Annotated in this window: 22 protein-coding genes; 8 read left to right on the top strand and 14 right to left on the bottom strand. The window is 42.2% G+C overall.

Features of this window, described 5'->3' with window-relative positions; all coding sequences use genetic code 11:
* The first annotated feature begins 46 nt into the window (after positions 1-46).
* From AAEY98_RS00375 to AAEY98_RS00365, 3 genes are read left to right on the top strand one after another with little or no spacing between them, the layout of a single operon-like run.
* Complete coding sequence (locus tag AAEY98_RS00375) at positions 47-2,104, top strand: hydantoinase/oxoprolinase family protein (RefSeq protein ID WP_101086316.1); 2,058 nt, start codon at positions 47-49, stop codon at positions 2,102-2,104.
* 17 nt (positions 2,105-2,121) lie between these two features.
* Positions 2,122-3,834, top strand: coding sequence for a hydantoinase B/oxoprolinase family protein (locus AAEY98_RS00370; protein WP_101086081.1), 1,713 nt, complete (start codon positions 2,122-2,124; stop codon positions 3,832-3,834).
* Positions 3,835-3,874: 40 nt separating this feature from the next.
* On the top strand, positions 3,875-5,026 hold the full coding sequence (locus AAEY98_RS00365; protein ID WP_335690729.1) for an MFS transporter: 1,152 nt from the start codon (positions 3,875-3,877) through the stop codon (positions 5,024-5,026).
* Positions 5,027-5,056: 30 nt separating this feature from the next.
* Here AAEY98_RS00365 and AAEY98_RS00360 read toward each other — a convergent pair whose 3' ends face one another.
* Positions 5,057-5,584 carry a peptidylprolyl isomerase gene (locus tag AAEY98_RS00360; RefSeq protein ID WP_335690727.1) on the bottom strand — a complete coding sequence of 176 codons (528 nt, stop codon included), beginning with the start codon at positions 5,582-5,584 and terminating at the stop codon, positions 5,057-5,059.
* Positions 5,585-5,731: 147 nt separating this feature from the next.
* Between AAEY98_RS00360 and AAEY98_RS00355 the strand changes: the two genes are divergently transcribed.
* Together AAEY98_RS00355 and AAEY98_RS00350 are read left to right on the top strand one after the other, a co-directional pair.
* Positions 5,732-6,229, top strand: coding sequence for an Lrp/AsnC family transcriptional regulator (locus tag AAEY98_RS00355; RefSeq protein ID WP_174839627.1), 498 nt, complete (start codon positions 5,732-5,734; stop codon positions 6,227-6,229).
* A 243-nt stretch (positions 6,230-6,472) separates the two neighbouring features.
* A complete protein-coding gene (locus tag AAEY98_RS00350) occupies positions 6,473-7,171 on the top strand; it encodes a DUF3581 domain-containing protein (RefSeq protein WP_351014436.1) in 699 nt (232 codons plus the stop codon).
* A 236-nt stretch (positions 7,172-7,407) separates the two neighbouring features.
* On the opposite strand, the gene AAEY98_RS00345 is transcribed toward AAEY98_RS00350, so the two are convergent.
* The 3 genes from AAEY98_RS00345 to hldE form a co-directional block, all read right to left on the bottom strand.
* Complete coding sequence (locus tag AAEY98_RS00345) at positions 7,408-7,875, bottom strand: TetR/AcrR family transcriptional regulator (protein WP_162022321.1); 468 nt, start codon at positions 7,873-7,875, stop codon at positions 7,408-7,410.
* A gap of 227 nt (positions 7,876-8,102) precedes the next feature.
* Positions 8,103-9,089: a hypothetical protein gene (locus tag AAEY98_RS00340; protein WP_351014434.1), complete on the bottom strand. Its 987-nt coding sequence runs from the start codon at positions 9,087-9,089 to the stop codon at positions 8,103-8,105.
* A 3-nt stretch (positions 9,090-9,092) separates the two neighbouring features.
* Entirely contained in the window at positions 9,093-10,523 is a 1,431-nt protein-coding gene (gene hldE, locus AAEY98_RS00335; protein ID WP_192115481.1) for a bifunctional D-glycero-beta-D-manno-heptose-7-phosphate kinase/D-glycero-beta-D-manno-heptose 1-phosphate adenylyltransferase HldE, read from the bottom strand.
* Positions 10,524-10,628: 105 nt separating this feature from the next.
* Here hldE and lpxL point away from each other — a divergent pair, with 105 nt between their 5' ends.
* On the top strand, positions 10,629-11,555 hold the full coding sequence (gene lpxL, locus AAEY98_RS00330) for an LpxL/LpxP family Kdo(2)-lipid IV(A) lauroyl/palmitoleoyl acyltransferase (RefSeq protein WP_335690720.1): 927 nt from the start codon (positions 10,629-10,631) through the stop codon (positions 11,553-11,555).
* Positions 11,556-11,716: 161 nt separating this feature from the next.
* Here lpxL and AAEY98_RS00325 read toward each other — a convergent pair whose 3' ends face one another.
* Together AAEY98_RS00325 and AAEY98_RS00320 are read right to left on the bottom strand one after the other, a co-directional pair.
* Positions 11,717-12,091 carry a hypothetical protein gene (locus AAEY98_RS00325; protein WP_101086088.1) on the bottom strand — a complete coding sequence of 125 codons (375 nt, stop codon included), beginning with the start codon at positions 12,089-12,091 and terminating at the stop codon, positions 11,717-11,719.
* Between the two features lie 161 nt (positions 12,092-12,252).
* Positions 12,253-12,924, bottom strand: a complete 672-nt coding sequence (locus tag AAEY98_RS00320; RefSeq protein ID WP_351014432.1) for a nitroreductase family protein — start codon at positions 12,922-12,924, stop codon at positions 12,253-12,255.
* Positions 12,925-13,146: 222 nt separating this feature from the next.
* Between AAEY98_RS00320 and AAEY98_RS00315 the strand changes: the two genes are divergently transcribed.
* Both AAEY98_RS00315 and AAEY98_RS00310 read left to right on the top strand, forming a co-directional pair.
* Positions 13,147-13,827: a Rossmann-fold NAD(P)-binding domain-containing protein gene (locus AAEY98_RS00315; RefSeq protein ID WP_351014430.1), complete on the top strand. Its 681-nt coding sequence runs from the start codon at positions 13,147-13,149 to the stop codon at positions 13,825-13,827.
* A 233-nt stretch (positions 13,828-14,060) separates the two neighbouring features.
* On the top strand, positions 14,061-14,234 hold the full coding sequence (locus AAEY98_RS00310; RefSeq protein ID WP_101086091.1) for a helix-turn-helix domain-containing protein: 174 nt from the start codon (positions 14,061-14,063) through the stop codon (positions 14,232-14,234).
* Between the two features lie 196 nt (positions 14,235-14,430).
* Here AAEY98_RS00310 and nqrF read toward each other — a convergent pair whose 3' ends face one another.
* The 8 genes from nqrF to cydD form a co-directional block, all read right to left on the bottom strand.
* The gene (gene nqrF, locus AAEY98_RS00305) at positions 14,431-15,648 is read right to left on the bottom strand and encodes an NADH:ubiquinone reductase (Na(+)-transporting) subunit F (RefSeq protein WP_101086092.1); all 1,218 of its coding nucleotides are present in this window, start codon (positions 15,646-15,648) and stop codon (positions 14,431-14,433) included.
* Between the two features lie 23 nt (positions 15,649-15,671).
* Positions 15,672-16,280, bottom strand: a complete 609-nt coding sequence (nqrE, locus tag AAEY98_RS00300; protein ID WP_101086093.1) for an NADH:ubiquinone reductase (Na(+)-transporting) subunit E — start codon at positions 16,278-16,280, stop codon at positions 15,672-15,674.
* 9 nt (positions 16,281-16,289) lie between these two features.
* The gene (locus AAEY98_RS00295) at positions 16,290-16,910 is read right to left on the bottom strand and encodes an NADH:ubiquinone reductase (Na(+)-transporting) subunit D (protein ID WP_101086094.1); all 621 of its coding nucleotides are present in this window, start codon (positions 16,908-16,910) and stop codon (positions 16,290-16,292) included.
* On the bottom strand, positions 16,911-17,678 hold the full coding sequence (locus tag AAEY98_RS00290) for a Na(+)-translocating NADH-quinone reductase subunit C (protein ID WP_101086095.1): 768 nt from the start codon (positions 17,676-17,678) through the stop codon (positions 16,911-16,913).
* Positions 17,668-18,882 carry an NADH:ubiquinone reductase (Na(+)-transporting) subunit B gene (locus tag AAEY98_RS00285; protein ID WP_351014428.1) on the bottom strand — a complete coding sequence of 405 codons (1,215 nt, stop codon included), beginning with the start codon at positions 18,880-18,882 and terminating at the stop codon, positions 17,668-17,670. The genes AAEY98_RS00290 and AAEY98_RS00285 overlap by 11 nt, the downstream gene beginning before the upstream one ends.
* Positions 18,882-20,261 carry a Na(+)-translocating NADH-quinone reductase subunit A gene (locus AAEY98_RS00280; RefSeq protein ID WP_101086097.1) on the bottom strand — a complete coding sequence of 460 codons (1,380 nt, stop codon included), beginning with the start codon at positions 20,259-20,261 and terminating at the stop codon, positions 18,882-18,884. Before AAEY98_RS00280 ends, AAEY98_RS00285 begins: the two co-directional genes overlap by 1 nt.
* Positions 20,262-20,617: 356 nt before the next feature.
* Complete coding sequence (gene cydC / locus AAEY98_RS00275) at positions 20,618-22,315, bottom strand: heme ABC transporter ATP-binding protein/permease CydC (RefSeq protein ID WP_351014771.1); 1,698 nt, start codon at positions 22,313-22,315, stop codon at positions 20,618-20,620.
* A 35-nt stretch (positions 22,316-22,350) separates the two neighbouring features.
* Entirely contained in the window at positions 22,351-24,141 is a 1,791-nt protein-coding gene (cydD, locus tag AAEY98_RS00270; RefSeq protein WP_351014426.1) for a heme ABC transporter permease/ATP-binding protein CydD, read from the bottom strand.
* Positions 24,142-24,317 lie beyond the last annotated feature (176 nt).

Below are 24,317 nucleotides of genomic sequence, written 5' to 3'. Positions count from 1 at the left end.
GCCCATGTATATGGCGACCCTTTCTGATTTATTTAAAGAGATTATTATGACGATTAGAGTTGCGACTGATGTCGGTGGTACGTTTACTGATCTTGTTTACATTGAACAAGGCACAGTAAAAGCGGTTAAAAGTGATACTACCCCACCTAATTTTGAGCAAGGGGTGATCAATACTGTTGATAAAGCAAATATATCGTTAGCCGATGTCGACTTTTTTGCACACGGTTCAACCGTGGTTATCAACGCGATTACCGAGCGTAAAGGCGTGAAAACAGCGTTAATTACCACTCAAGGATTTCGCGATGTGTTAGAAATAGCCCGGGGTAACACCCCTGATATTTTTAACAATTGCTATCAAAAACCAACGCCTTTTGTTGAGCGCCATTTACGCAGAGAACTCCCCGGACGCTTAGACCATTTAGGCCGAGAAATAACGCCGCTTGATCTCTCATTATTACCAGAGATCTTAACGTACTTTAAATCCCTAGATATTCAGGCTATTGCGGTGTGTTTTTTACATTCTTATTTGAATAATGAGCATGAAAAAGCAGCCGTAATAGCGATCCAAAAATACTGGCCTGAAGTGGATGTTATTGCCTCTTATGAAATTTCATCGGAGTGGAGAGAATATGAGCGAACGAACACCACAGTATTATCAGCATATGTGCTCCCACCCGCTCAGCAATACTTAAATAAACTGAATGAAAAACTCGCCGAAAAGGGATTAAAAAATGCACCTTACATCATGCAGTCAAATGGCGGTATTGCAACCTTAAAGGCCGCCTGTAAAAATCCTATTACACTTGTAGAGTCAGGCCCTGTAGGCGGGATTTTAGGCGCTGTAGCATACGGTAAAGTTATCGGTGACGAAAACCTGCTAGCTTTAGATATTGGAGGTACAACAGCAAAATGCTCACTCATTAACCAAGGTGAGACGCGGATCACCACCGAATATATGCTCGAGAAAACACAGAGCACAGCAGGTTATCCCATAAAAACCCCCGTCATTGATATCGTTGAAATAGGTAATGGTGGGGGCAGTATTGCCTGGATAGATGCTGCAGGTAGTTTACATGTCGGGCCAAAAAGTGCCGGTTCAACGCCTGGACCTGTGGCTTATGGTCGTAATGGTACAGAACCTACGACAACAGATGCCAATCTTTATACGGGACGAATTAATCCCGACAACTTTGCGGGTGGAGAAATCAAACCTGCTCAACAAGCTGTGCATAACGCCTTCAAAAAGCTCGGTGATACGCTTGGTGTCACCGCCATGGAAATTGCACATGGAGTATTGAAAATTGCAAATTCAAACATGGTTAATGCTCTTAAGCTTATTTCGGTAAACAGAGGTTTTGATCCACGCGACTTTTCACTGATGGCATTCGGCGGCGGCGGGGCTTTACACGCCACTGCGCTAGCAAAAGAACTTAATGTTCGAAAGGTCATTATTCCGCCCTTTGCTGGGGTGTTTTCAGCATGGGGAATGCTGATGCTTGATTTACGTCGAGATTACATTCACACCCATAAAATCAGTATTACCCATGATAGCAAAACAGACATTGGTAAAGCTTTTGATGGCGTGATAACCAATGCATTAGCAGACTACAAAGAAGATGGTTTTAGTGAAGATAAAGTGATGTTAGAGCTTTATGTTGATGCTCGTTATCATGGCCAAGAACATACCGTAAAAATACCTGTTCCAGGGTTAACGCTCGAAAATAAAGAATTTATTGATACTTTATCCCAACGTTTCCATCAAGCTCACGAGCAAGAATATACCTTCAATCTTGAAGATTCAGCGATAGAAATTGTCAACATTCATTTGGTTGCATTTGGTCTATTAGATAAAGCTGAAATTACCCCAGTAGCAAAAAGCGAAAGTGCAGATGCCTCTACTGCGATTATTGGCCAACGCGATGTCGATTTCGATGAATTGGGAACCCACAACACCCCTCTTTATAATCGTGAATTATTGACTCACGGTATGAAATTCTCAGGGCCAGCCATTATTGAAGAACCAACGACTACGACAGTCATTCTGCCCGACAACAAAGTAGAAATAGATGCTTTTGGTGGCATACATATCCACTTAACGTATTAAGTTAAAGGACTTTAAACATGACAATAATTCAAGCCAACAAGGAACCTCAGCAGCCTAAATCTGTTGATATTTTTACTATAGAAATCATTAAAAATGCCTTAATCGCGATTGGCGAAGAAATGTTTTTAGCGTTGAAGCGCAGCAGTAAAAGCCCCATTATTTATGAATCATTAGATTATGGAATTGGGGTAACAGATGCCCAAGGGCGATTAATATCACAAGGTAACGGTATTCCGGGTTTTATAGGAACACTCGACGCTGCAGTGCAGCGCATCATTGAAAAGTTTGATGCCAATAATATTTATGCCGATGATGTATTCATCTTAAATGACCCTTACTCAGGCGGAGGCACTCATTTATCCGATGTGTGTATGATCCGTCCTATATTTTATCAGCATACATTGGTTGCATGGACGGCAAATAAAGCGCATTGGACTGAAGTTGGCGGCAAAGACCCTGGAAGCTACAGTGCTGATGCAAGCTCTATTTACCAAGAAGGCCTTCAGTTCCCGGGTATCAAAGTGTATGAAAAAGGCATTGCAAATCAATCGCTGTTAGATTTGATTGAAGCAAATGTGCGCTTACCGGAAATGACCTTGGGTGATTTAAAAGCCTGTGCGGCATCATTAAAAGTAGGTGAGCAGCGCTTTTTATCTTTGATAGAAAAATATGGACAAGAAACAACATTAACAGCAATTGATAAACTATTAGATCACGGCGATACCATGGTGTTTGAAAAGTTTAAAACGTTACCCAAAGGCGACTTTTATGCTGAAGACATTATCGACGAAGATGGTATGGGACACGGCCCCTTTGTCATTAAAGTCAAAGTCACCATCACTGATGAAGAGTTTATTTGTGATTTTACAGGTTCGTCAAAACAAGCACTTGGGCCAATTAATTGCACTATGGGTGTGCTTGTTTCGGCAGCGAGAGAAGTATTTATGGGCGTTGTAAAGCCCAATGCAGCGGCTACTGACGGTTGCTTTAGACGTCTTAGAGTAGAGTGTCCAGAGGGCACAATATTAACAGCCCAGCGCCCTGCTCCTGTTTCATCCTATTTTGAGTCAATGGTTTGTGCGGCGGATGTGATCCGTAAAGCACTCTCCTCTGCCATTCCAGATGTATTAACTGCAGGTCAATTTGGCTCTGTGTGCACAATAAGCTTATCGGGAATTAATCCTCTGACAAAAGAACCATTTTTGTTGGTTGAACCATTAGTCGGTGGTTGGGGAGCAAATATCATCAAAGATGGTGAGTCTGGTCAGTTCTGTGTTGGCAATGGCGAAACGAGCAATATACCCATAGAGATCACTGAAGAGCGTTATGGTGTTCGCGTTGAGCGCTATGAATTTAATCCAGATAGTGCTGGTTGTGGTGAATTTCGCGGTGGTAAAGGGGTTATTCTCGAGTATCGCGTATTAGGTGATGGAGCTGATATTTCGAGCTTTTTTGGTCGAGGGATCACACCAACATGGGGAACCAATGGTGGCCAGAACGGTTCTTGTAACTATATCGCGATTATTGATTGTGATGGCAATGAAAAAGCTAGATTCAGTCGAAAAAGCCGATATCCTTTAGAGAAAGGTGACTTAATACGCTTAGTCACTGGCAATGGTGGCGGTTGGGGAGACCCATTAAAACGTTCAGCACAATCTATCACTAAAGATATTGTAAATGGATTTATTTCCGAACAGGAAGCTATAGAAATATACCAATATAATCAGTAACTTTATTGAATATTAAGACTTCTAAAAACAAAAGGATTATATGTCTACATTACCAATTCATAAAACCAAAGATTTTGCATTTGGTTTAGCAGGCTTATTAACCGCTCCAATTGGTTACTTAGTATTATTATTTTTACCTGTATATTTAGAAGTTATTGCATTAACAATGAAGCTGACAAATGTGCAAGTGGGGTATTTAGCCGCTACCGATGCGATGGGTATCGTGGTGGCTACCCTCGTATTTTCAACATTTGTTTCAAAGCTTAATTTCAGGAATATCGTCATTGCCGGAGTATTACTGAGTTGCTGTGCAAATTTGGCATCAGCCTATACCGGTGATTTTTTGGTGTTGTGCCTCATTCGAGTTATTGCAGGCATTGGTGAAGGTTTACTCGTGGCCGTTGGCATCACTTCAATCGGTATGACGACTAACCCAAATCGTTGGTTTGGATTTTATACCGCGGTAGTCGTTGCCGTGCAAGCACTCGGGCTGGTAGCTGTTGCACCTATTTATCAATTTGCTGGGCTACAGGGGGTATTTGTCGCCATGGCAATATTTTATTTAACACCATTATTTGTCATCAACAATTTACCCAAAAACAGTCAAAGCTACAAAAGTAAGCTTACAAATGATGGCGCTATAAACACAATTCCCACGCGATACTTTCTTATCGCACTTGCTGGTTTATTTTGTTTTTACATCGGTATAGGCGGTACGTGGAGTTACATTTCCTTTGTAGGTACGGATGCAGGATTATCTTTAGACTATGTTTCTCAAGCACTCGCCCTTGCTATGATAGCGGGCTTATTGGGGGCGCTATTTTTTGCTTGGTTAAATATTAAAGGCAAGAGCACCTTGTTGTTACTACTCTCTATTGTGTTGATGAGTGCTTGTTTGATTGCTGTGTCTTTTGACGTCAGTGAATTTAAATATTTAGCTTTGTTAAGTATATTCAGCTTCTTTTGGAGTATTGTTGGCGCAAGAACTTTTGCGATTATTTCAGATGCCGACCACTCAGGAAAATATATTACTGCAGCCCAAACTTGGGTTGGTGTTGGTTACATTGTTGGTCCGATTGTGGCAAGTAAAATTATGTTAGACTTTAGCTACTTAGGGGTAAATGTAATGGGATCTATCTGTTTTGTTGCGTGTTTTATATTAATGATCCCTCTAGCTTACCAATCAAAATAAGGCTATCTCATAAACGAAATAGCCTTGAAATCAAATCAAGGCTATTGATTTTATAGTAATTTCATTCTTAAGATACTCTTGTGGCTCTGCCTGTTCAAAAATACTTGTTAACGCGTCTATCCCGTCAGTAATTCGGCCAAAAGCAGCGAAACCAAGGCCGTCACTATAACGTTTACCACCATAATCAAGTTCTAATTGATCGCCAATACAGAAAAAGAAGCTACCATCAGCACTACCCGGTTCAAATCTCGCCATCGAGATGGTGCCATGAGTATGTGAAAGCCCAGAATCTTTTGTTGACTCATGGATTATCGGCGGTAAAAGTAAGGGATGTTCGGGCGGTAATCCTGCTTGGATCACTTGAATTTTTGTATTGGCATCTTCAGGCTGCTCAGCATTACTTTCAGTGACAATTCGAAATATCGTCGAGTCATTAAATCGTTTTTGTTGGACATAATTTAAGAAGTTACTGACTGTTACTGGTGCTTTATCAGCGTATAGAGTAACGATGAGGTCGCCAATGTCAGTGTATATTTTTACTTTTGGGTTATGTATCACCTATACTCTCCAGAAAATCATAATTTAATAATTATCATATATTTATTAAAAATTTTAATCGGAAATATGTTAACTATTTTGAGTTATTTGGTGAATAATGCCTACAAATCAGGTTATTCTTTTGCAAGGCATAAAAGGACAAGATGAATGATAAAAAAACCTGTCAAACTGGATAAAATAAATCGAAATATTCTTATTGAACTACAGAATAACTCTCGAATTAGTAATAACGAATTATCTGAACGGGTAGGTTTGTCACCCAGCGCATGCCTGCAACGAGTAAAAGCGATGGAAGATTGTGGCTATATATTACAGTATGTTATGGCTTTAGATATCAATAAACTCTGCGTTAATGTAAAAGCCTATATCAATATCAAGCTAAAGAGTAACACCTACCAAAACTGCTCTATTTTCGAGCGTTCTGCAAAAAAATACCCTCAAATAGTCGACTGCTTAAGAGTGAATGGTGGAATTGATTATATCGCTTTTGTCATTTGCACTTCTATTGAAGAATTTAATGACTTTTGTGATGAGCTTTTACAAGCAGATTTAGGCATCGAAAATATCACCTCTCATTTCGTACTCGATGAGCCAAAGTGGTTTGGTGGATACCCCTTGAATAATTTGCAATGGAAAGGTATGTAATTAGAGTCTAGGTCTGTTGTTCTTTACTGATTAATTTTCGTTCAAGTCAAATACGTTTTAATTGAAGCGAAAGATGTACAGCCTAGTCATCGGGTGAGTTTAATTGATGTTTTAAAGTACACTCTGGCTCAATTAACTATTTTATTAATATATTGTTGTCCAAAAGCATGTTTATTGCTGCATAATCAGTAACAAACCGCTGCTGTGCGATAGCAGACAACTGACTAATAAGAATTATTCTTTATGTTTTTATCACCTTATTTTACTAAGCAAGATCAAAGCGTGTTTATTTCGGCTCAACAAGCCAGTGACTTCGCCAAAAAAATCGCTGGAGATTTCAACCCTATACACGATGTGGGCGCTAAACGCTTTTGTGTCCCTGGCGATTTATTATTTGCACTAGTGCTGACCCAATACGGCTTAAGCCAAAACATGCAGTTTAAGTTTGCCGGCATGGTCGGTGATAACGTTGAGCTGCACATCGATAAAAATGTGGCCAATAAATTCAGCATTAGCGACACCAAAGGCAAAGAATATCTGCATATTGAGCGTCAAGGTGAAGTGTGCCAATGTGATATTCAAACAGCGGCATTTATTAAAAGTTATGTTGCTTTTTCAGGATTGAACTTTATCCACGTACTTGTGCCGATGATGAAGCAATACAAGGTTATGATTAACCCTGATCGCCCATTAGTGATTTATGAAAGCATGTCATTTCATTTAGACCATTTTGATTTCAGCACCATCAATTTGCACCTTATCAAACAAGACTTAGCGATTGATGGTAAGCGTGGCGATGTCACCCTCACCTTTGAACTGAAAAGCGAAGGAAAAGTGATTGGTAGCGGAGTCAAAACATTAGTATTAAGCGGCTTACGTGCTTTTGATGACGAGCAAGCGCAGCAAATGTGCGACAGATATGAAAGTAGAAAGCTGGCGTAAACCAAGATACGTGAGCGATGTTCATCGTTCACGAAATACCATTCCATAACGATACCTGCGTAATTCAACTTATTGAATGCTCAGATACCAATATGGAATAGTCTCTTCGATATCGTATTGATCATAATGTCAATTTTAATACCGATTTGTTACTTACAGGGTAAAACTTAAATAGCCAAAATTTTTGGTGCTTACAACAAATTGGTACGTGTAACAAACTCGTGAATTTTGATCAGTTACTTTGGCACATCTTGTAATAATGCCAAGGCACTATTACCGATAAGTTGCTCAACACATTTACGCCCAGCATCAGCAAAATGACTAACAGCAGCCTCGATGACAATATTAAGCGATTTGAGTATTTTCATGCTTTCGTCACTACTGCCACATAAACTAAAAAACAGTTGTAATACTGCTTTACGTTCAGGTTGTTTCATAACTTCAGCCCATGATTGCTCTAGTGCCGATATCGAAGAAAAATCTAATCCTTCAATAAAAAACTGTCCGATACGCTGATCTAAACGCACTAAAAATTCTGTTTTACGCGGAAAGTGATGACTGATACCCGTTCGGCTGACTCCAGTGGCGGCAGACAGCGTGGTATAAGACATCGCCTCAAAACCAATCGTGAGGATTTGTTTAAAGGCTTCATCTAAAATTTGGTTAACGGTTAACTCAGTTTCAACTCGTGAACGCTTGGCCATAAACTTGGTCTCTCTAATTATTTTGGTGCCAGAGCTTACCAGACCAAACTAGAAAATTCTGCTAAGAATTAGCGAATTTACAACATTTTTAACCGTACAATATCCAGAAAGACAAGATAAAACAGAACATTATCGCGATAACTATTTATTTACCCTTTAAAATCAAAGGTTATAAAAAATCACAATTTAATGAGCTGCAGAAGGTGATAAAAACAGGTTACAAAAATTTACATATTATTTTCGGTTAAGAATTGATTTTTCAGCCAACGTTGTGTCTCAGCCTTACCCATTAACCTTTCTAATGTCGGCGACAACACTTGAATTAGCTCCGATTGACGCCAAAACATGTACCCTGGCAAAGATTGAACCGCACTAAAAGTACGCTGCACTAAGCTAGAAAATTCTCCCATGTCACGCGGCGACCACGTCGGCATTAATGGATAAACTGCGGATAAAAAATCCTCATAGTGAGTAAAATGCTGCAATTGTTGGGCATTATAATGATTGAGCACAATTTGAAGTTGAGGCGCGCTCCAATGCGACAAATTACCACTGTCGTTAATAAGGGCCAGATTTCGGCGATGAAATTGTTGCCACGCTAAATCGAGCTGCTGATAATGCTGCGCAATACGCCATAACAGATACAAATCCGCTAGCCACTCATGCTGATACTCAGTTAAAGATGAGGGTAAAATACTGCCTTGTAGTGCAATGTTATATAAATGGCCTATTTCATGCCACAAGGTTAATTGTATTTGGTTGGCTAATGGCAACTGATAAGTTTTTAAACCAATTGCGCCACTCTGCTCAGCCATATTGTTAGCAGGATTGACAACAATAACCCCTGCTATTATATGATGTTCAGCAACCAGCACCATCGCACTTTTACGCCCAACGGCGCGGCGAATATTGGCAACAGAAAAAGCGGTTTGTTGTTGTAATGAAGCAGGGAGTAACGCAATACACCTTACCAGTGAAGATAAAGAACATACTAGCGCTTGTTTGGTTGCTATTGGGATAAAATAAGCCTGGCGAATGTCATCACTCGCCAAACCATTTTCAACCATAACTGTTGTGGTTTTTAGTTGATTTGTGGTCATAGATTGAGGCGTAATAAGCTGGCCGGCATTAACAAAGTGACCAACCAATAACGGCGCGCAAGCAACGCTACAGCTTAATAACTTCAGTAATGACCGTTGCCAGTATCTAAGCATCAACTATTTTTGTGACATAATATTTTGAATAATAGCGGTAGTGGATACACCATCTTCAAATCCAAGCACTTCAACCTTGCCACCTGCAGCCATCACTTCAGCACCACCAGCAATATCTTCCACTTTGTAATCGCCGCCTTTGACTAAAGAATCTGGCAATAATCGCGTAATAATACGTTGTGGTGTGTCTTCAGTGAAAGGGACTACCCAGTCTACCGATGCTAAGCCCGCTAAAACAGCCATACGACGGTCGACAGGATTAACCGGACGTCCAGGGCCTTTTAAGCGCGTCACCGAGCTATCATCATTTACAGCAACAATAAGGCGATCACCTAAGGCTTTGGCTTGTTGTAAATAGCTCACATGGCCAGCATGTAAAATATCAAAACAACCGTTGGTCATGACAATGCGCTCACCGCGTAAACGGGCTTGATCCATTGCATAAGCTAATTGATCTTCGGTCATTACGCCAAAACCAGACTCGCCATGGTTAAGAGCTAATGCTTGAATCAGCTCAATGCGGCTAACCGTTGAAGTGCCTAGTTTACCCACAACCACACCCGCGGCAGTATTGGCTATCGCACAAGCTTGCGCTAACGAAGCACCGGCAGCAATTGAGGTCGCCAAAGCAGAAATCACCGTATCACCTGCTCCCGTAACATCGTGAACTTCACGTGCAACCGTTGGAATGTGCAGTTCGGGTTGGCTTTGCGACACTAACGTCATGCCCTTTTCTGAACGGGTCACTAAAATGGCGTCAAAGTCGTGCAACTTAATCAGTTTCTGTGCTTTTTCGATTAAATCATCTTCGCTGGTTACCGTACCGACAACCGCTTCAAATTCACTCATGTTTGGCGTGATTAATGAAGCTCCGTGATAACGAGCAAAATCATGCCCTTTCGGATCAACTAATACCTTTACCCCTTTGGCTCGTGCTTTAGCAATAAAGTCCCTAGGTTCATCAATGGCGCCTTTGGCATAATCAGACAATACCAATACATCGACATTGTCTAAAATGGCTTCGCTTTGCGCGAATAATGCTTGGCTAGTCGCTTTATCAAATTGCTCTTCAAAATCTAAGCGGATTAACTGTTGATTACGCGACAATACTCGTAATTTAGTAATTGTCGGCTTGTCTGCTACCGTTAACCATTGCGGCTCAACGCCAAACACTTTTACCCCTTGGGTTAATGCTTGTGCGGTTTCATCTTGGCCTACTATGCCCGCTAACTGGACATGTCCACCTAATGTTGCAATGTTTAATGCCACGTTGGCGGCGCCGCCGGGTCTATCTTCAATTTGATTAATTTTAACAACAGGTACAGGGGCTTCGGGTGAAATGCGTCCCGTAGGGCCTACCCAATAGCGATCTAACATCACATCGCCAATCACTAAAACGCGCGCATTTTCAAAAGCTGGGAGAGAAACCTTCATAGTGTATTCGCTGTCTTGTAAAAATTTAACCGTGATTGTACCTAATTTTCATCTAAATATGAGTTAGAATAACAAATAATTTTTTGTGAACTAGACGAGTTGTCCGTGGTCGAGAAAGCCGAATTTTCTTCTGATTTATATCATCCTAAACATTGGCCTATATGGTTTGGCGTCGGTTTGATGCGTTTAACCTTACTATTACCTCTGTCTTGGCAAATGAAAATTGGCCGTGGCATTGGTCGATTAGTCATGAAAGTTGCGAGCGGAAGAACCCATACCGCTAAGCGAAATATCAATTTATGCTTTCCTGAGATGAGTGATGCAGACAAGCAACAACTGCTTGAGCGTACTTTTGAAGAAACCGGTAAAGCGGTATTTGACACCATTAACGCATGGTGGTGGTCAAACGAGCGCGTGCAACAGCACATGACCATTAAAGGCACTGAGCATGTTAGTCAGAGTTTAGACAATGGCAAAGGGGTGATTTTATTTGCGGTACATTGTTTACCACTTGAAATGGGCGCGCGTATATTTGGCCAGTTTGCCCCGGGAATTGGCGTGTATCGTCCCCATAACAATCCGGTGATGGAATACTTACAAGTCAAAGGTCGCTTACGTTCAAACAAAGGCTTAGTGCCTAAGCGTGATGTGCGCCAGATGATCCGCAGTCTGCGCAGTCCTGATGTCATTTGGTATACCGCCGATCAAGATTTTGGCCGTTCAAGCGCGGTGTTTATTCCCTTTTTTGGCGTGCCAGACGCTGCCACCATTACTGGCGCAACCTCACTGGCAAGATTAGGTAAAGCCAATGTAGTGCCTTTTTTTGTTGAACGTAATAGTGATGACAAAGGCTACACCCTTGAAATAATGCCGCCTTTAGAGAATTTTCCTGGCGACAATGAAACAGACGACGCCATTCGTGGTAACCAGATTGTAGAACAACTGATTAGCCGTAACAAAGCTCAATACATGTGGCTTCATCGTCGTTTTAAAACCCGTCCCACTGAAGACACTCCATCGTTATATGACTGATTTAAGTTAAACGCGTCGGGGTATATAAATGATGACTGTTGCTACCAACTAATAGCTACTGATGAGCAATACATAATTAACCCGCTATAGCAGTATTAAAGCCATAGCGGGTTAGTTATGTATTCAGAAAAATGTAAAAATCGAGACAAAAAAAGAGGCTATTAAGTTTTCTTATGAGTAAATTCAAACTCTTGCGAAATATTGACCGCCTTAAATCCTGATGGGTCCGCCATCAAGGTTTTCGCCATAAAATCGGCTGCCATCCCAAAAGGCTTTTCATTAACTTGGCGATTAAACTCAATACCTTCGCCCGTTTGGCTGATTAAATATTGATAAGCCAAACGGTTACACTCAATCACCCAATCAGCGGTTTCGCCAGCGGCTTCAGTTCTTGGCAAGCAACTTAACCCAATAGCGTTATCATTGTGTGTTATCGATAATTCGACTAAGTGGCCTAATTGAGCATCATCTGCTTCTGCTAGCATGGAGACAATCCCGCCTAGAGAGCAAACCAACAACGAACTTAACAATTTCATATTAACTCCTTTTAATACGTATCTAACGACGATCATTGAGATCAATGATATTCTTACCAACAATCATTTTACAAGCAGTCATTTTACAAGCAGCCGTTTTACAAGCAGCCGTTTTACAAGCTGTCGTTTTGTAAATACAGCTAGACTAACAGTGAACAGCATTAAATAAAATCACAAATCTCCGCAAGCGACTTTTTCTCAATAGCATGCTGTGGAATGGTCGCTCCATCGGCCGGGTATCCCACTATAATAAGCATATACGGACGCTCATTATCATTGTCGCGCCCACACACTTTACTTAAAAAACTCATCGGTTTTGGCGTATGCGTTAATGTGCCAAGACCTGCATGATGCAATGCTTGAATTAAAAAACCGGTCGCAATCCCCACAGACTCATGCACATAATAATTACTTTTCTGTTCACCCGATTCTTCAGTACGTTTTTTGCTAAACACTGCAATCAGCCAAGGCGCGTGTTCTAAATACGGTTTATCAGCATTAGTGCCTAAAGGTTTTAATGCATCTAACCATTCTTCACCGGCGCGACCTGCATAAAATGCTTGCTCTAACGCCTCAGCTTGTTGACGAATTTGCGCTTTTATCTGTGGGCTATTTATCGCCACAAAATGCCATGGTTGATGGTTAGCACCATTGGGCGCCGTGCCCGCCGCCAATATGCACTGCTCAATAATGGCTTGGGGTACCGCGCGATCAGAGAATGCTCGTATTGAATGACGTCGCTTAACTTGCTGGTAATTATCTTGTGCCCGCTTGAGCATTTCATCTGGAGAATATTCAATAAAATCTGTTAGTGGTAAATGTGCTTGGCTCATAATCCATCCTAATTGTTGTTCTTATGATTGCTATTCTTATGATTGTTATTCTTATGATGGTTATATTTTTATAAAGTGAACACTCATTTCAATAACCGGTAGTTTTTGTAATAGTCCTAAGCTAACAAACAGGATAATAATTGCTATTAAAATATTCTTATTGAAACCATTAAGGCGACAGATTAGAGTCTAGCGAGTCGGTTTAGCTTTCTAAAGGATTATATGATTGCAGCAATAATAGGTGCGACGGGTTTAGTGGGGAATATCTTACTTACTCGCATCATTGAAAGTGAACATTATAGTAAAGTATTGGTTATTGGCCGTTCGGCACCTAATTTGGTCGAACATCAATTTGGGGCTGAGAAAGTGCAATTTATTTGCTGCCAACTGGACGAAGTACATGAGCTGGCATTGGCAGAAAAAGTTGATCATGCGTTTTGCTGTTTAGGCACCACAATCAAACAAGCGGGCAGCGAAGAAGCCTTTATTCAAGTCGATAAATTAGCCGTATTGGCTTTCGCTAAACTTATCCAAGTTCAAGAAAATCCTTCACTTAAATTTATGGTGGTGACCGCATTGGGCGCGGATGCTAAATCAACCGTGTTTTATAATCGAGTCAAAGGCGAAGTAGAGCAAGCCCTTAAGGCACTATCTTTACCGGTACTCAATATTTTTCAACCGAGCTTATTATTAGGACCACGAGATAATGGTCGTTTTATGGAAGATATTGGCCAAAGCCTTTTTGGTGGTTTATCGTTTCTATTTATCGGTCCGCTGCGTAAATATCAGCCCATTAATGCGCACACGGTAGCGGAGTCGATGTACCAAGTAGCTTTGAAGCCTCAGGTCGCTCCCACGCATCAAATTATCACTAATGCCATGATGCATCGCTGTCATTATTAATACCAATCGTATTAGTTATCTGCTCATGCTGTGGGAATTCAAATGACGTTAATCAAGTCGAAGACTTGAAGGCATAGTCATTTTACGTCAAAAGGCTTCAACGCAGAATAATGTGATTGGTTTGATACTAAGCTCGACAAAAACACGCGAATATGACAAGTTAATGCACATGTGATGTTTAATACTAACAAGGCAACACGAGTAACTATAACCATAACGTAAGGAGAACGAGAATGAGTGATGATAACGATTTATCTTTAAATGAAGTCTGTGAAATACTCGACAAAAGCCCTACTACGATTAAGCGTTATGCTCGCGAAAATTTACTGTTCACTGAACAAAACGGTAATGTGCTAAGTTTCAACAAAGCCGAAGTAATGCGTTATCTGGCGTTTTCTGAACGTTAATATCGACTCTGAACGTTAATGTCGAGTGAAACCCTATTTGCTAAAAAATCCCCAAACCGTCAATGACAGTATGGGGATTTTTTATTGATACGCTCAGTTCATATTCTTATTTACAGCTTCTAAGCTACGCTTGGACGAGTAAATATGAATGACCGCACATGGGCTAGCAAACATAAACCCAACGCTCAACACAGCATTAGTCACCAAAATCATCTAGCAAGATGTTTTCAGACTCGACACCTAAGCTTTCTAGCATGGCTATCACTGACGCGTTCATGATTGGAGGACCACACATATAAAACTCACAGTCTTCTGGCGCTTTATGTTGTTTCAAGTAATTCTCATACAGCACGTTATGAATAAAGCCGGTATAACCCGTCCAATTATCTTCAGATAATGGATCAGACAAAGCAACATGCCAAACAAAGTTGTCATTTTCGGCGGCTAGTTGATCAAAATCTTGCTGATAGAACACTTCACGAGTTGAGCGAGCACCATACCAAAAGCTCATTTTACGTTTGGTTTTAACACTTTTTAATTGGTTAAATATGTGCGATCGCATCGGTGCCATACCCGCACCACCACCAACAAACACCATTTCAGCATCGGTTTCTTTGACAAAAAACTCACCAAAGGGACCAGAGATCGTTACCTTATCACCGGCTTTTAAATTAAAAATATATGACGACATTTTGCCTGGTGGTAAACCGGCTTTAGGCGGCGTTGCAATACGCACATTTAGCATAATCGTCCCCTTTTCATCAGGGTAGTTTGCCATTGAATAAGCACGTAATACGTCTTCATCAACGGTAGACACTAAATCGAACAAACCGTATTTAACCCAGTCACCACGATACTCTTCAGGAATATCAAAATCGGCATAACGTACTTCATGCGCAGGCGCTTCAATTTGAATGTAACCACCGGCTTTAAATAATACATCTTCACCGTCGGGGATTTTTAATAACAGCTCTTTAATAAACGTCGCTTGGTTATTATTTGAAACAACCTCACATTGCCATTTTTTAACCCCAAAAATTTCTTCATCAATCTCAAGTTCCATGTCGGTTCGCACCGTCACTTGGCACGCTAAACGACAGCCTTCTTTGGCTTCTTTTTTCGAAATATGATCAAGTTCGGTCGCTAAAATATCACCGCCACCGGCTTTCACTTTTACGCGGCATTGGCCACATGTACCACCACCGCCACACGCTGATGGTATAAAAATATGTTGTCCAGACAGTGCGCCCAATAACTTATCACCCGCAGGAGTTTGCACGCTTTTGCTGGCGTCACCATTAATACTAATAGTGATATCATTAGTGTTCACTAACTTACGTTTGGCAGCTAAAATCACCACCACTAGCAAACTTACCACTATGGTAAACATGCCAATACCTATTGCCATTTCCATTAAATAACCCTCTCTTCAATGCGTTATAACGTAATGCCCGCAAATGACATAAAGCCCAGAGCCATTAAGCCGGTGGTAATAAAGGTAATCCCAATGCCTTGTAACCCATCAGGAATAGCATGAAACTTCATCCGCTCACGCAATCCCGCTAATAACACAATGGCCATCGCCCACCCCACACCAGAACCCGCAGCAAAAACCACTGACTCAGTAAAGTTATAGTCACGGTTAGCCATAAAGATAACCCCAGCAAAAATGGCACAATTCACCGTTAATAGCGGTAAGAAGATCCCTAATGACTGATATAAGGTCGGAATATAACGGTCTAAAAACATTTCTAAGATTTGCACTAATGCAGCAATGACCCCAATAAAGGTAATCAACTGTAAATAGCTTAAATTCAGCTCAGGAAACCCAGCCCAAGCTAATGCGCCTGGCGCTAAGATATTAACGTAGATAATTTGGTTTAATGGCACAGCCAGCATCATGACCACAATCACCGCAATGCCTAAACCAAATGCAGTAGAGACCTTTTTCGACACGGCTAAAAAGGTGCACATACCCAAGAAAAATGACAGCGCCATGTTGTCGATAAACGCCGCTTGGATAAATAAATTAATATAGTGTTCCATGCTGTTTCCTTATCCGCGCTTACGCTGAATGATTTTAATGACCCAGATCATCACGCCAATTAAAAAGAACGCACTGGGTGGTAAAGTGAACATTTCATTTGCAAGATACCAACCGCCATTTTCAACAGTGGTAAATATGTTGTGACCAAACAAACTGCCACGACCCAGTAGCTCACGAATAAACGCTACGCCCATTAAAATTAAGCCATAACCCAAGGCATTGCCTAAGGCATCAAATACGGCTAAATGAGGCGGATGTTTCATCGCAAAGGCTTCAGCTCGGCCCATAATGATACAGTTAGTGATGATCAAACTAACAAACACAGACAACTGTTTTGACAATTCATACGCCACGTCTTGTAGCACCATATCGACAATAATCACCAACGAGGCAATCACCGTCATTTGCGCAATAATCCGCACACTATTAGGAATAAAATTGCGGATACTTGAGATAATCAAGTTAGAAAATACCAACACAAAGGTCACAGCAAGTGTCATGACGAATGCAGTTTGCATCGAATTACTGACCGCTAAAGCCGAACACACACCTAATACCTGTATTGCCACAGGGTTATTAGCCATAATTGGCGATGTTAGGATCTCACGAGTTGAAATAGCACGACTCATTTACTTACCCTCCGCAGCTAACGTGTGTAGATAGGTTTGGTATCCTTCTACGCCAAACCAAAACTCGACTAAGCGCTGAATACCGACACCGGAACGAGTAGCCCCACTTACGCCATCAATACCGTGAATGTCACCGTCTTTGGCGCCGCCCTTAACCACTTTAATGGCAATATTACCTTTGGCATCAAATAACGTTTTGCCTTGCCACAAGGCTAACCATTGTGGGTCAGTAATAAAGTCCGCAATACCTGGGGTTTCGCCATGTTCATAAAACACGATATTTTCGATAGTGTTTAAGTCTGGTTTTATCGCCATGTAACCGTAAATAATCGACCATAAACCTTTGCCATAGATTGGCATAACAATGCTGGCAAGTTGGCCATTGGTGTCATACACCTCAAAAATACGAATGTCGGTCGCCATGGTTTTAATTTTAGCGATATCTTTTTTCGGTTTGGTCGAGGTTTCAGGATTGATCGATGCCATGCGCTCATCAAAATCAAGTAGATTAGCTTTTTCAGTCACCTTGCCTGTCGCTAAGTTAACCATCTTAGGCTTCACTCGTTGAGCAAATAACTCACTAAAGTCACCTTGGCTAATGTCGATGTCCGCAGCCTTTAACACAAACTGCTGCACTTCTTCGCGCTTTTTAGCCAACTTACGTTCTTTTAAAATCTCCACGGTACCGGTGATCATAAATGAGCACACTAGGCTTAAAATGATGATAAAAATCATTGTTCCAGCGACGCTATCTTTCTTAAAGGCCATGACGTTTTAGTCTCCGTTTAATATTGGCGCGTGCGACTAAGTAGTCGAATAACGGTGCCCATAAATTAGCAAACAAAATAGCCAACATAATGCCCTCTGGCATTTTGGCATTCAGTAAACGAATAATAATGGTCATAAAACCAATCATAAAACCAAAGGCAAATTTAGCCTTGCGGGTATATGACGCCGTTACCGGATCGGTGGCCATAAACATCATCCCCAGTGCAAAACCACCAGTGACTAAATGCCATGTCCACGGCATTGCCGACATAGGATTTCTGCTAGAACCAAAATAGTTGAACAACAAAACGGTTATGATCATTCCTAGCATCACGCCGGCTACCACACGCCAATCAGCTACGCGGGTAAGCAGTAAAATACCACCACCGATAAGGATGGCTAAGGTACTGGTTTCACCCACTGCACCTGGGGTAAAACCTAAAAAGGCATCCCACCAAGTGCTGTCGCTTAATACGCTGAACCAACTCACATCAATAAAGCTTAATTTTTTAGCCACGGTAAGGGTTAACGTCGTTGCACCAGAAAAGCCATCAACCGCCACAAACTGGCTTAATGACACCACTTCTGTTGGGTATGCAAAATAAATAAACGCATAACCCGCCAGTGCAGGGTTTAAAAAGTTGTAACCCATACCACCAAACATCTCTTTGGCCACGACCACACCAAAGCTAAGGCCCAAAGCCACAATCCATAACGGCGTAGAGATAGGTAATATGAGTGAGAATAATAACGCGGTGATAAAGAAGCCTTCGTGCAGTTCTTGGTGGCGTACTTTGGCAAACACCACTTCCCACATCAAACTGACCACCAACGCAGTTAAGTAAAATGGCACATAAAAACTGGCACCATAGGCGAACAAACTGATTAAACCTGCGCTTTGCGTAAGTGGGCCAAACAGTAAGTCATAAAAGGCAAGTTGCCATACATCCGGCTGTGTTGCCCCGGCAATAATGGCTATTTGAGCCTGCAGGCCAATGTTGTACATGCCCAATAACATTGCAGGAAATAAGCACATGCCCACAATATGCATGGTGCGCTTAACATCAATCGCATCACGAATATGCACATCACCTTTGGTGCTACGACCATTGGCTATCCACAACGAACGTAAATAGCTGCGCATCGAGTTGCCATGAGCGTAATAGCTGTCTTGTTTGCTAGGCTTTTTCTGTTGCTGACTCATTAACCTTCCCTCTCGATAATATCTAGGCAAGCACGAAGTTCTTTACCAAAGTCATACTTTCCTGGGCACACAAAAGTGCACAACGCTAAATCTTCTTCATCTAGCTCTAATGCGCCGAGCAGTTGTGCTTCATCGGTATCTCGCACCACTAAATCACGTACTAACAAGATGGGTAAAATATCAAGCGGCATAACGCGGGCCAGTTGGCCAAACGCCATCATGGCTCGTGGAGAACCACCAGCAGTAGTGGTGAAATCGAACAGTTTTTTGGTGCGACTAAAACCTGACATCATGATGCCGGTAAGTGAAAATTTACTGCTGTCATGACGCACCCAAGGCAACAACTCTTGACGTTCATTTTCAGTCAATACGCTAATTTGATTATGGAATCGACCTAGGTAATCGTACACATCAGCAGCGGTATGGCCTGACAATAATGACCCAGACACAATGCGCGACTGTCGCTGGTCAATTTCACCATTTACCCATTCGCTTAACTTTGCGCCTAACTGGGTACGCACTAAACGAGGCTTTAATACATTAGGCCCTCCTAGCGCGACGATGCGATCAGTATACAGTTCACCGGTTAAAAACAGTTTGCCGAAGGCAATCACGTCTTGGTAACCGACATGCCACACCTGGCGTTCAATACTGGCTGGTAACAGGTAATGAATGTGAGTGCCGACTAATCCTGCTGGGTGCACGCCGTTAAAGCGTTGCACACTGACTTGCGATAAGTCGTACTCGCTGCTGGCATCTGCCAATAACGAAACGCCATCGTCTTGGCATAAATACACTTTTTCGGTGGTCAAAAACGTTAGGGCAAATAATCCGGCTTGGAAAGCTTGTGGTTGAGTGGCAATAATGACACGCGGATCGGGCGCGAGAGGATTTGTGTCAATAGCAGTAACAAATATCCCTGCAGGACTGACATCTAATTGGGGCACTCGAGAAAAAGGACGCGTACGCAGCGCTGTCCATAAGCCACTGCGGACTAAACCGTCTTTAACGGCTTGATGTGATAACGCATGAATATCCACTGATTGGAGAATAATGGCAGGCTCTTGCGTGGCATCACAATCAATCACTACCGACTGCAGTACCCTACGTTCTCCGCGATTAATCGCGCAAACAACTCCGCTGGCTGGCGCTGTAAATAACACGCCAGGGGTTTTCTTGTCCTCAAACAGCACTTGGCCTTTGGCGACATGATCACCCACTTCAACCGACATTGTAGGCTTTAAGCCAACGTATTCTTCACCAATTAACGCCACTTGGGTCGTTTTAGGTGCGCCATCTATTTGCTGCAGTGGTTCTCCAGCAATCGGGATATCAAGTCCGCGCTTAATAGTTATTACTGGATTGGTAACACCAGCCATCACATTCACCATCTAAAAATATTCGATAGCTTATGTTATATGTTTGCAACTACTAATATAGTAACTAAGATCACACTCCGAGCGAGGACTGTAATTTTGGAACATAACCGAATGCCATATTTGTGAAGCAGGTCAATTTATGGTCTCGAGAAAAAACTATTTATGTAATTTATGTGTCAAAAGGGTTGTTACATTCCGGCAGTATTAGCGGTACATGTTATAATCAATAATCCATAAAAAACCCACGACTAGATTGATTAACATCCACAAATTAGACTTGATTACTCCGCACCAAAACAGCCATAACGTATGTTCTATCGCGCTAGGCTAGGAGTTTAATCCGCTAATGGCTTATTTTAATCCGCTATCTGTTGAATTAGTCGACCTTGTTGAAAAAGGTACACGCAATCCATTTGTTCTAACGCAGTTAAACGATGACTAATCATTAACAGGGTTTTATGCTCCGCAAAATCGAGCAACACGTTAAGGATTTCACGCTCGGTACGTTTATCTAATCCTTCAGTCGGTTCATCAAGCAATAACAAAGGAGCGTCACGCAATAATGCCCTTGCGACTCCGATTCTGCGCTGCTCACCACCCGATAATTGCCGACCGCCCTCGCCTATCCAGCAATCTAATGGTTTATCGCCCTGCAACAAGGTTTGTAAACCAACGCGCTGTAATACCTCTATAAAACGAGGATCATGAGCTTTTTGGGTTTCGCTTTGCACAAAGGGCAACGCCAAGGCTAAATTGTCACGTAAGGTGCCAGAAAACAGATAAACTCGCTGACTCACCACGGTCATCGCAGCACGAAGATTGGCATCGCTGTAGGCACTTATGGGCTCGCCATCAAGCGAAATAGACCCTTGTTGCGGCGCCCAATCACGAGTAATCAGCCCCAACAAGCTGGATTTACCACAACCTGTGGGACCTAAAATAGCCACTTTTTCACCGGCTTTAAGAGTCAAATCTACACCTTGTAACACTGGTGAATGGCTGTGATAACCAAAGTGAACACCACTGAGCTGCAAGGCGCCGTGTTTTGCTTGCAAGTGACTGTTAGCATTAAATTTAACACTCGGTATTTGTTCGGTTATTTCGGTCACCCGCCGCGCAGCAAGTACTGTGCTAGATAAATGTTGAAATGCACCGGCTATTGGCATCATCATTTCAAGACTGGCCATGGTGGCAAACACCATTAAGGCCATTAACGGCCCCGGAGGCGTGGCATCTCCGACGCTTTGACCCGCTAAATACAACATAAACACTACTGCAATGCCATTGATTAATATCAATAATGCTTGGCTCAACCCAGTAATATTAGCCATGGTAGTTTGCTGACTAAATAAAGCCTGCTGTGATTTATCAAGTTGGGCTAAATAACGCTTATTGGCGCCAAATAAACTTAATTCAGCTTGCCCCTGAATAACATCAAACAACTCGACTCGATATTGCCTTTGCGCTTGCATCAATGCTTGCCCAGGTGCCTTACCTAAGTAATAAAATACCAGCGGTAAGATAAACCAAGCCGCTAATAACAAAGCACATAAACTCAAGGCTAAATGGTTATCAAACCACCCGAGAAACACCAACAATACCCCAATCATCATCAAAGATGCGGTCATTGGCGTGAGTAAGCGTAAGTAGAGATGATCTAACGTATCAATGTCGGCAACTAAACGATTGAGTAAGTCGCCTCTGCGCAGACCTTGTAAGTTAGCTGCACTCAACGGCAGCAACTTATTCCATGCCCAAACACGCAGTTGAGTCAGCAATTTAAAGGTCGCTTCATGAGTTGCTAAACGCTCGCCGTAACGACTTGCTGTTCTGGCGATGGAGAAAAATCGAACGCCTCCTGCCGGGGTAAAAAAGTTGAATGTTTGGGCCGTCAACACTGCTAAGCCTGCTACCGCACTGGCTGATAAGAACCAACCAGATAAAGACAACAGACCAATACCGGTGAGTAACGTGGTAAACGTAAGCAATAAGCCGACTAACATCATCAGCCACTGGCGGCGGAACAAAGCAATAAATGGCCGTAACACCTGAATAATGTTACGCGGCGCGGCATCAACGGGTTGCGACATCAGCACACCTCCGGTTGTTGATTCTGTTGCTGATTGAGCATTTGTGCTAATAATCCATCAGCCTGCTGTAAATCATTTACATGGCCTTGCTGCACTACCATTCCGTTGTCCATCACCAATACGTAATTCATGTTGTGTAAATCATCTAATTTGTGGGTAACGGTTAATGCTGTTGTCGACTGCATCGCGCGGTGCAACGAGGCCAGCACTGACTGCTCGCTTTGGGTATCTAAGCTGGCAGTGGGTTCATCTAATAAAAACAATTTAGCGGGTTGTGCCAACGCACGTGCTAATGCAAAACGCTGGGCCTGGCCCACTGACACTCCTGCACTTTGGTCGCTTATGACTAAATCGAGGCCTAATGGTTGCTGCTTTACAAACTCACTGATATCAGCTTGTTCTAGCAACGTCATAATTTGTTCATCGTTTAATTGCGGATTGGCCAATGCAACATTTTCTCTCACCGTGCCATGAAACAATTGCGGATCTTGCCCTAACCAAGCCAAATGTTGCCGCCATTGGGCCACATTAAGTTGTGACAATTCCTGACCATTAATCAGTAACGATCCCTGATAAGGCAAAAAACCCAGCAACGCATTAAGCAAGCTGGTTTTACCCGCACCACTTGGGCCCACAATAGCCCAGTGTTCACCTGTGGGTAATGTAAATGATATTGGCCCAGCTAAACGCTGACCATCTAAACTAAACACTTCAATCCCAATCGCTTGAATGTCTATGCTGTCGGCTGTGAACGCCATATCTGGTGATGCTGAATGGATTTTAGCGGGGGTATTAACGTGATAATCAAGTAGCTCAACCAACGCTTCTGCAGCGCCTATCGCTTGAGCTTTGGCGTGATAATGAGTGCCTAAGTCTCGCAGGGGTTGATAAAATTCTGGCGCTAAAATCAACACAAACATGCCAGTAAACAAACTTACCTGTACGCCATAGTGACCAAAATCTAAATGGCCTAAGTAACTAAAGCCAAAGTACACCGCCAACACGGCAATCGATACCGCGGCAAAGAACTCTAATACCGCGGAACTAAGAAAGGCTAAGCGTAATACCGACATCGTCCGGGCACGAAAATCTTCCGAAGCATGTTCAATGTTAACTAACTCGGCTTCACCGCGATTAAACAGCTTTAACGTTTGCAGGCCTTTTAGGCGATCCATAAAGTGACCGCTTAAACGTGATAACGCCTGCATATTTTTACGATTAGCATCTGCGGCGCCCATACCCACTAAAATCATAAATAGCGGAATCAATGGTGCCGTGGCCATCAAAATGATCCCAGCGGCCCAATTAAGCGGAAACACACAGGCTAATATAAGCAAAGGAATAAACCCTGCCAGCATCATCTGCGGTAGGTATTTAGCATAATAGTCATGTAAATCTTCAACTTGCTCAAATACTAAGGTTGCCCATGACCCAGCAGGTTTGCCTTTAATAAATACCGGCCCTAATGCGACTAATTTATTGAGCACCGCTTGGCGTATGTCGGTGCGTAAACGTTTGCCCGCCTCAAAGCTTATCCGTTCACGCACCTGCGCTAACAATGCTCGGGTGAATAGCAAACCAATAAGGGCAAAAAATTGAATGTTTAATGTGGCGGGAACAAGGTTATCAATAATGACACCCTGTAAAATCTGAGCAATAAAATAGGCCTGTGCCACCATGGCAATGCCATTTAGCACACCACATAGCACCGATAGTTTGAGGAAAATACCACAAGAAGATTGTTGGCTTTTAAGCCATTTGGCTAATGACTTTTCTAACGACTTGTCCATGAAGCTCCGGCAGAGTTATCGATGACCACTTTAATCACGCAGTATCGCAGTACTGGCATCGAGTTGACACCTAAAACAGTGTAAATGTTATCTGATTCACATTTTGCTAATAAAGCCTTATTTAAAGATTAAATTTAACCACTATCAGCTTGAAACTTATCAAATTCAATAAAGTG

It is taken from the genome of Shewanella sp. AC91-MNA-CIBAN-0169, assembly GCF_040310165.1.
Lineage (GTDB): Bacteria > Pseudomonadota > Gammaproteobacteria > Enterobacterales > Shewanellaceae > Shewanella.
This window is presented reverse-complemented; position numbering and strand designations above follow the sequence as displayed.

Coding starts and splice junctions, on each gene's coding strand:
- AAEY98_RS00350 (WP_351014436.1), top strand. CDS start 6,473: ATGTTTTTATCACCTTATTTTACTAAGCAAGATCAAAGCGTGTTTATT.
- AAEY98_RS00310 (WP_101086091.1), top strand. CDS start 14,061: ATGAGTGATGATAACGATTTATCTTTAAATGAAGTCTGTGAAATACTC.
- hldE (WP_192115481.1), bottom strand. CDS start 10,523: ATGAAGGTTTCTCTCCCAGCTTTTGAAAATGCGCGCGTTTTAGTGATT.
- AAEY98_RS00375 (WP_101086316.1), top strand. CDS start 47: ATGACGATTAGAGTTGCGACTGATGTCGGTGGTACGTTTACTGATCTT.
- AAEY98_RS00290 (WP_101086095.1), bottom strand. CDS start 17,678: ATGGCCTTTAAGAAAGATAGCGTCGCTGGAACAATGATTTTTATCATC.
- AAEY98_RS00370 (WP_101086081.1), top strand. CDS start 2,122: ATGACAATAATTCAAGCCAACAAGGAACCTCAGCAGCCTAAATCTGTT.
- nqrF (WP_101086092.1), bottom strand. CDS start 15,648: ATGGAAATGGCAATAGGTATTGGCATGTTTACCATAGTGGTAAGTTTG.
- AAEY98_RS00295 (WP_101086094.1), bottom strand. CDS start 16,910: ATGAGTCGTGCTATTTCAACTCGTGAGATCCTAACATCGCCAATTATG.
- AAEY98_RS00345 (WP_162022321.1), bottom strand. CDS start 7,875: ATGGCCAAGCGTTCACGAGTTGAAACTGAGTTAACCGTTAACCAAATT.
- AAEY98_RS00280 (WP_101086097.1), bottom strand. CDS start 20,261: ATGGCTGGTGTTACCAATCCAGTAATAACTATTAAGCGCGGACTTGAT.
- AAEY98_RS00340 (WP_351014434.1), bottom strand. CDS start 9,089: ATGCTTAGATACTGGCAACGGTCATTACTGAAGTTATTAAGCTGTAGC.
- AAEY98_RS00355 (WP_174839627.1), top strand. CDS start 5,732: ATGATAAAAAAACCTGTCAAACTGGATAAAATAAATCGAAATATTCTT.
- AAEY98_RS00320 (WP_351014432.1), bottom strand. CDS start 12,924: ATGAGCCAAGCACATTTACCACTAACAGATTTTATTGAATATTCTCCA.
- AAEY98_RS00365 (WP_335690729.1), top strand. CDS start 3,875: ATGTCTACATTACCAATTCATAAAACCAAAGATTTTGCATTTGGTTTA.
- nqrE (WP_101086093.1), bottom strand. CDS start 16,280: ATGGAACACTATATTAATTTATTTATCCAAGCGGCGTTTATCGACAAC.
- AAEY98_RS00315 (WP_351014430.1), top strand. CDS start 13,147: ATGATTGCAGCAATAATAGGTGCGACGGGTTTAGTGGGGAATATCTTA.
- AAEY98_RS00325 (WP_101086088.1), bottom strand. CDS start 12,091: ATGAAATTGTTAAGTTCGTTGTTGGTTTGCTCTCTAGGCGGGATTGTC.
- cydD (WP_351014426.1), bottom strand. CDS start 24,141: ATGGACAAGTCGTTAGAAAAGTCATTAGCCAAATGGCTTAAAAGCCAA.
- AAEY98_RS00285 (WP_351014428.1), bottom strand. CDS start 18,882: ATGAGTCAGCAACAGAAAAAGCCTAGCAAACAAGACAGCTATTACGCT.